We start from the raw sequence: 5,398 nt of genomic DNA on the forward strand, positions 1-5,398 counted from the left end.
TAGTTTTATCCCGCAAATTTTTAAAATTTCAGGACATTTTCATTTACGGTTGACACCAATGAACAGTTATATACGAAAACCCTTTGACTTATGGTAAAATATTTTCTGGATGATATTAATCAATTAGACTGATATGGGTTGAATATTTTGAAAACTTGTAGAGGGCTAGAAAGGGGGAAATCATGGAAAATAAATATGTATATGAAGAACCTTTTGTCGACAATTGGGCATTGTTCTTAGCCCCTTATGGTCAGGCTGTTGAAGAATTGAAGCTAAAATTAAAAAGTATTCGCCAAGAATATATTGATTTGGATAGACACGCACCGATCGAATTCGTTACCGGACGAGTAAAATCACCTGAAAGTATTATGGAAAAAATGGCTGTTAGACAAATCAAAGCCAAAGATTTCCTTTGTGGTGTTCAGGACATAGCTGGGGTTCGAGTGATGTGCCAGTTTGTTGAGGATATCTATGAAGTAGCAGATTTACTATTAAGACGGTCTGATTTTAAAGTCATTATGATTAGGGACTATATTAAAAATCATAAGCCGAGTGGGTATCGTTCTTATCATATGATCTTAGAGTATCCGGTGGAAAGAATTGAAGGAAACATTTCGGTTATTGTGGAAGTACAAATTAGAACTTTAGCGATGAATTTTTGGGCAACCATCGAACATTCGTTAAATTATAAGTATGATGGCAAGTATCCTGTTGAAATATTAGAAAGACTTCAACGAGCTTCTGAGGCTGCCTTTCTACTTGATGAAGAAATGAGTCAGATTCGTGAAGAGATTCATGAAGCAACCAAACTGTTTGACTCGCGTTAAGAGCAAGAGTAAGGAGAAACTATGAAAAAGATTGGATTAGTATATAATAAAAAAGCTTTATCAGTTGCCTATGCTCAACGACTTAAAACTAAACTCCATCACTATCAATTAAAAGAGCTCTCTAACGGGGAAACTCCTGACTATGTAATATCAATTGGTGGAGATGGCACACTTTTATCAGCCTTTCACCAGTACCAGGCATTTATCAATCATACTCAATTTATAGGGATTCATACGGGACATTTAGGGTTTTATACGGACTGGTTAGGCGAACAGATGGATCAAGTTTTACAGAGTATTGTTGAAAATGACGCTGAATCCATTTCATATCCCTTACTATCGGTAGCTATTACTCTCGGTAATGGAAAAAAGAGACATGTTCTAGCCCTCAATGAATGCAGTATTCGTTCGCATCGTAAAACAATGGTGTGTGATGTGGAAATAAAAGACCAATTCTTTGAAACATTTCGTGGGGATGGATTGTGTATTGCGACACCAACCGGGTCTACGGGGTTAAACAAATCTTTAGGTGGAGCGGTAATGCATCCACGAATTGAAGCAATACAGATGACAGAGATGGCTTCGGTTAATAATCGTGTTTATCGATCCTTGGCCTCGCCTATTATTTTACCGGCTGATGAATGGCTCACTTTAAAACCAGATCCATCCAATGAATGGATGGATATCACGACTGACCATCTATTTTGGGCGGACCAGACAATTGATACTGTGCGCTTGCAATTGGCTAAGGAGAGAATTCATTTCGCTAGCTTTAAGCATATGCATTATTGGAATCGTGTAGAATCCTCTTTTATCGCTAATCAAGTGAGAAAATAAGTTTAATCAATAAAAGGTGAGGTTTATAATGGAGTTGAAGTGGTTTTATGATCAATCGGAAGAAATAACGATTAAAGAATTTTTAAGACAACAACAGTTACCAAAGTCCTTTTTAAGAAAGGTTAAGCTTGAAGGTCAACTATTATTGAACCATTTAAAAGTACCTGTTCGTTTTAAAATCCGTAAAGGAGACTGTCTTCATTTATTAGCTCCCATCGAGCGAGGGCATGAAACAGTTCCACCTTCAGATGACCCAATTGAAATCGTCTATGAAGATGATGATCTACTTATTTTAAATAAACAAGTGGGAGTAGTTTCAATTCCTTCTTTAGCAAATCCTTCGAGTTCAATTGCTAATCGAGTGAGAGGTTACTACCAAAAGCAAGGCTACTCGGATCAAGTAATCCATATAGTAACTAGGTTAGATCGTGATACATCAGGCTTAATGTTAATTGCTAAGCATCGATTAGCTCATGCATTGATGGATCGTCAAGTAAGAGCAGGTCAAGTGGTTAAATATTACCATGCTCTAAGCAGTCGCAGTCAATGGTCAGACCATGGTATAATTGAAGCACCTATTGCACGTACGGAGTCTTCAATTATAACCCGGCGTGTTCATGAAAGTGGAAAATATGCCAAGACCGAATATTGGTGTCAGCAAACTTATCCTAATGGAGCGCACTTAAGAATAAGGCTTCATACAGGACGAACACATCAAATTCGGGTACACTTAATGCATATGGGAGGTCCTTTAATTGGCGATGATTTATATGGAGGTCCTTTGACCAAAACGATCAGACGTCAAGCGCTTCACTGTGGCCAATTGGAGTTTAACCACCCCATGACTCAACAGCCCTTACATTTTGAGATGAATCTACCAGAAGATATGCAAGATTGGATTCAAGCCCAGCAAGTTAACTAAGAGAGGAATAGCAATGGAAGTATTTGAAAGAAGTTTTGAAGAAAGCGTCGCTAGTTTCAAAGCTATGCTGCAAAACAACCGTATGACACGCTTTCGTACTGAGTTTTTAGCGTTACATAATTATGATCAAGCCAAAATTTTTACTGAGTTTGTCAGTTCTGAGCGAAAAACAGTCTATCAATATCTTGCTCCCAGTGAACTCGCTGATGTCTTTGATGCCTTTGAATCAGATATTCTTCACTTGAGTGAAGAGTATTTCCTAGAGATGGAAAATGCCTATGCAGCTATTGTTTTAGGTGAAATGTACGCGGATAATGCGGTGGATATTTTAAATAATATTGATAATAAAGAAAAAGTAAATACGTACATGCATTTAATGCCTAATAGGTCTGCCCGTGAAATATCTCGTTTGATAAACTATATTGACGAAACAGCAGGATCCATCATGACGACTGAGTTTGTAACTGTCAAGGAAGAATATACAGTTAAACAAGCCTATGAACACTTAAAAACGGCAGCCGCTCAAGCAGAAACTATCTATTATGTGTATGTGATTGATGAAGATAGACGACTAAAGGGTGTTTTATCTTTAAGAGATCTCATTGTTCATGATGATCAAACCTTAATCTCAGAAATCCTTAATCCTCGTTTAATAACAGTTGAAGTAAATGATGATCAAGTAGAGGTAGCAAAAATGGTACAAGATTACGACTTATTGGCCCTACCAGTTGTAGGCTTTGATCGTGAATTACTTGGTATTATAACAGTAGATGATGTTTTAGACGTTATTCAAGAAGAAGCAGACAGTGACTACTCAGGTTTGGCTGCGGTTGATGTTAATGAAATTCATACTACTCCATTTAAGGCTTCTAAAAGTCGCTTGCCTTGGTTAGTTACACTGCTATTTATGGGGATGGGGACAGCCACTCTAATTTCTCAGTTTGAAGGTTTGATATCCTCAGTGCCTGTTTTATCTAGCTTTGTTACATTAATAACCGGTACAGCAGGTAACGCTGGAACTCAATCTTTAGCGGTTGCTGTTCGCAAGCTTACTAATAAATCAGAAGATGATAAATTTTTTGATTCTTTTAGTTTTGAATTACTAACAGGAGTAGTCACAGGATTGGTAGTTGGGTTAACCATAGCCCTAGTGGCAGGCTTTTGGAAAGGAAACCTCTTTTTGGGTATGATCATAGGGATTGCTATGGCTTGTGCAATCGTGGTGGCTAATATTGCCGGTGCTTTGATTCCTAAACTCATGATGAAGATAGGCTTTGACCCCGCTGTGGCTAGTGGTCCATTTATCTCAACTTTAAGTGACTTAACATCAGTCTTCATTTATTTTACAATTGCCCGAGTTTTTTTAACCTATTTACCTTAATGATAAGAAAAGCCTCTAGCTATAGACACCCACTTGTTTTAGAATTTCAATTTTCAAACTCTGGTCCAAGTATAAAAATCTAAAGGATTGTTATTTTTTCATAATTTGCTTTTGAATTTAAGGCTAATTGTTGTATAGTAGAATCAAGTGATTACAATGATTTATCTTTTAAGATGGATCAATATAAAGGAGAGAACAGAATGGTAGAATTGAATTATCAATTATCAGAATCAGATCGTGCACGTTTAGAACGTGTGAAAGAATTAACCGAGATTCCTTCACCAACTGGTTATACTGGTGAAATTGTGTCGCATTTAATGAAAAAATTTGACCAGGATAAAGTGGAGTATACTAAGACACCAAAAGGAGGTTTACTAGTAACTTTAGAAGGAAAAAATAAAGAACGTCAGCGTTTTATTACAGCTCACGTGGATACTTTAGGAGCGATGGTTCGTGCGGTAAAAGCTGATGGTCGTTTGAAATTAGATCTAATCGGTGGGTTTGTTTACAATTCGCTAGAAGGAGTATATTGCAAAATCCATTCTGCAAAAACAGGTAAAACTTTTGATGGAACGATTTTAATGCATCAGACTTCTGTTCACGTTTACCGTAACGCAGGGTCATTAGAACGTAATCAAGACAATATGGAAGTTCGTTTAGACCACCCTGTTTTTAACCCAGAAGATGTAGCAGAATTAGGTATCGAAGTAGGAGATTTTATTTCTTTCCATCCACGTGCAGAAATTACTGACTCCGGTTATTTAAAATCACGCCACTTAGATGATAAAGTGAGTGTTTCCCTTTTATTAGAAGCTATTGAAGCAATTAAAGCTGGAGAACTTAAATTAGCACATACTACTCATTTCTATATTTCTAATAACGAAGAAATTGGCTACGGTGGAAACTCTAACATTGCTCCAGAAGTTGAAGAATATATTGCTGTCGATATGGGAGCATTAGGAGATGATCAAACTTCAGATGAGTATACAGTGTCTATCTGTGCTAAAGATGCTTCTGGCCCTTATCATGTTGGCTTACGTAATCAATTAGTTGGATTATGTGATGAAAATAAGATTCCTTATAAAGTAGATATCTATCCATACTATGGTTCAGATGCTTCTGCAGCTATGCGTGCCGGAGCAGATGTACGTCACGGATTGTTTGGTGCTGGAATTGATGCTAGTCATGCCTTTGAAAGAACACACATCACCTCAGTAATTGCCACATATGACTTAATTCATAAATACTTAGAAGCAGAGATGGTAGATTAATCGTTTTTAGGTAATAGACCTAGTCATTTCTTATAGATGAGAAAAGACAGGTCTTTTTTTGTTGACGAATTGTCCAATCAAATGCAACACCGATAGTAAGAAACTAAAAAGTTCTTCTTTAGGTGGTTTATATTTTATACCTTTCCTTGGTCTATTTTTC

General features: G+C 36.9%; 5 protein-coding genes. All 5 read left to right on the forward strand.

Features of this window, described 5'->3' with window-relative positions; all coding sequences use genetic code 11:
* The first annotated feature begins 182 nt into the window (after positions 1–182).
* The 5 genes from ACQV2G_RS08835 to ACQV2G_RS08855 all read left to right on the forward strand — a co-directional run bounded on the left by ACQV2G_RS08835 (position 183) and on the right by ACQV2G_RS08855 (position 5,238).
* Entirely contained in the window at positions 183–827 is a 645-nt protein-coding gene (locus ACQV2G_RS08835; RefSeq protein ID WP_428874465.1) for a GTP pyrophosphokinase, read from the forward strand.
* Positions 828–848: 21 nt separating this feature from the next.
* Positions 849–1,664 carry an NAD kinase gene (locus ACQV2G_RS08840; protein WP_428874464.1) on the forward strand — a complete coding sequence of 272 codons (816 nt, stop codon included), beginning with the start codon at positions 849–851 and terminating at the stop codon, positions 1,662–1,664.
* Positions 1,665–1,692: 28 nt separating this feature from the next.
* Positions 1,693–2,586 (forward strand): RluA family pseudouridine synthase, encoded by an 894-nt coding sequence (locus ACQV2G_RS08845; RefSeq protein ID WP_428876620.1) that lies wholly within the window; start codon positions 1,693–1,695, stop codon positions 2,584–2,586.
* 13 nt (positions 2,587–2,599) lie between these two features.
* Positions 2,600–3,967 carry a magnesium transporter gene (gene mgtE, locus ACQV2G_RS08850; RefSeq protein WP_428874462.1) on the forward strand — a complete coding sequence of 456 codons (1,368 nt, stop codon included), beginning with the start codon at positions 2,600–2,602 and terminating at the stop codon, positions 3,965–3,967.
* Positions 3,968–4,167: 200 nt separating this feature from the next.
* Positions 4,168–5,238, forward strand: coding sequence for a M42 family metallopeptidase (locus ACQV2G_RS08855; protein ID WP_428874840.1), 1,071 nt, complete (start codon positions 4,168–4,170; stop codon positions 5,236–5,238).
* The last annotated feature ends 160 nt before the right edge of the window (positions 5,239–5,398 follow it).

The sequence above is a fragment of the Facklamia sp. P12955 genome (genome assembly GCF_050409565.1).
Taxonomy (GTDB): Bacteria; Bacillota; Bacilli; order Lactobacillales; family Aerococcaceae; genus Facklamia.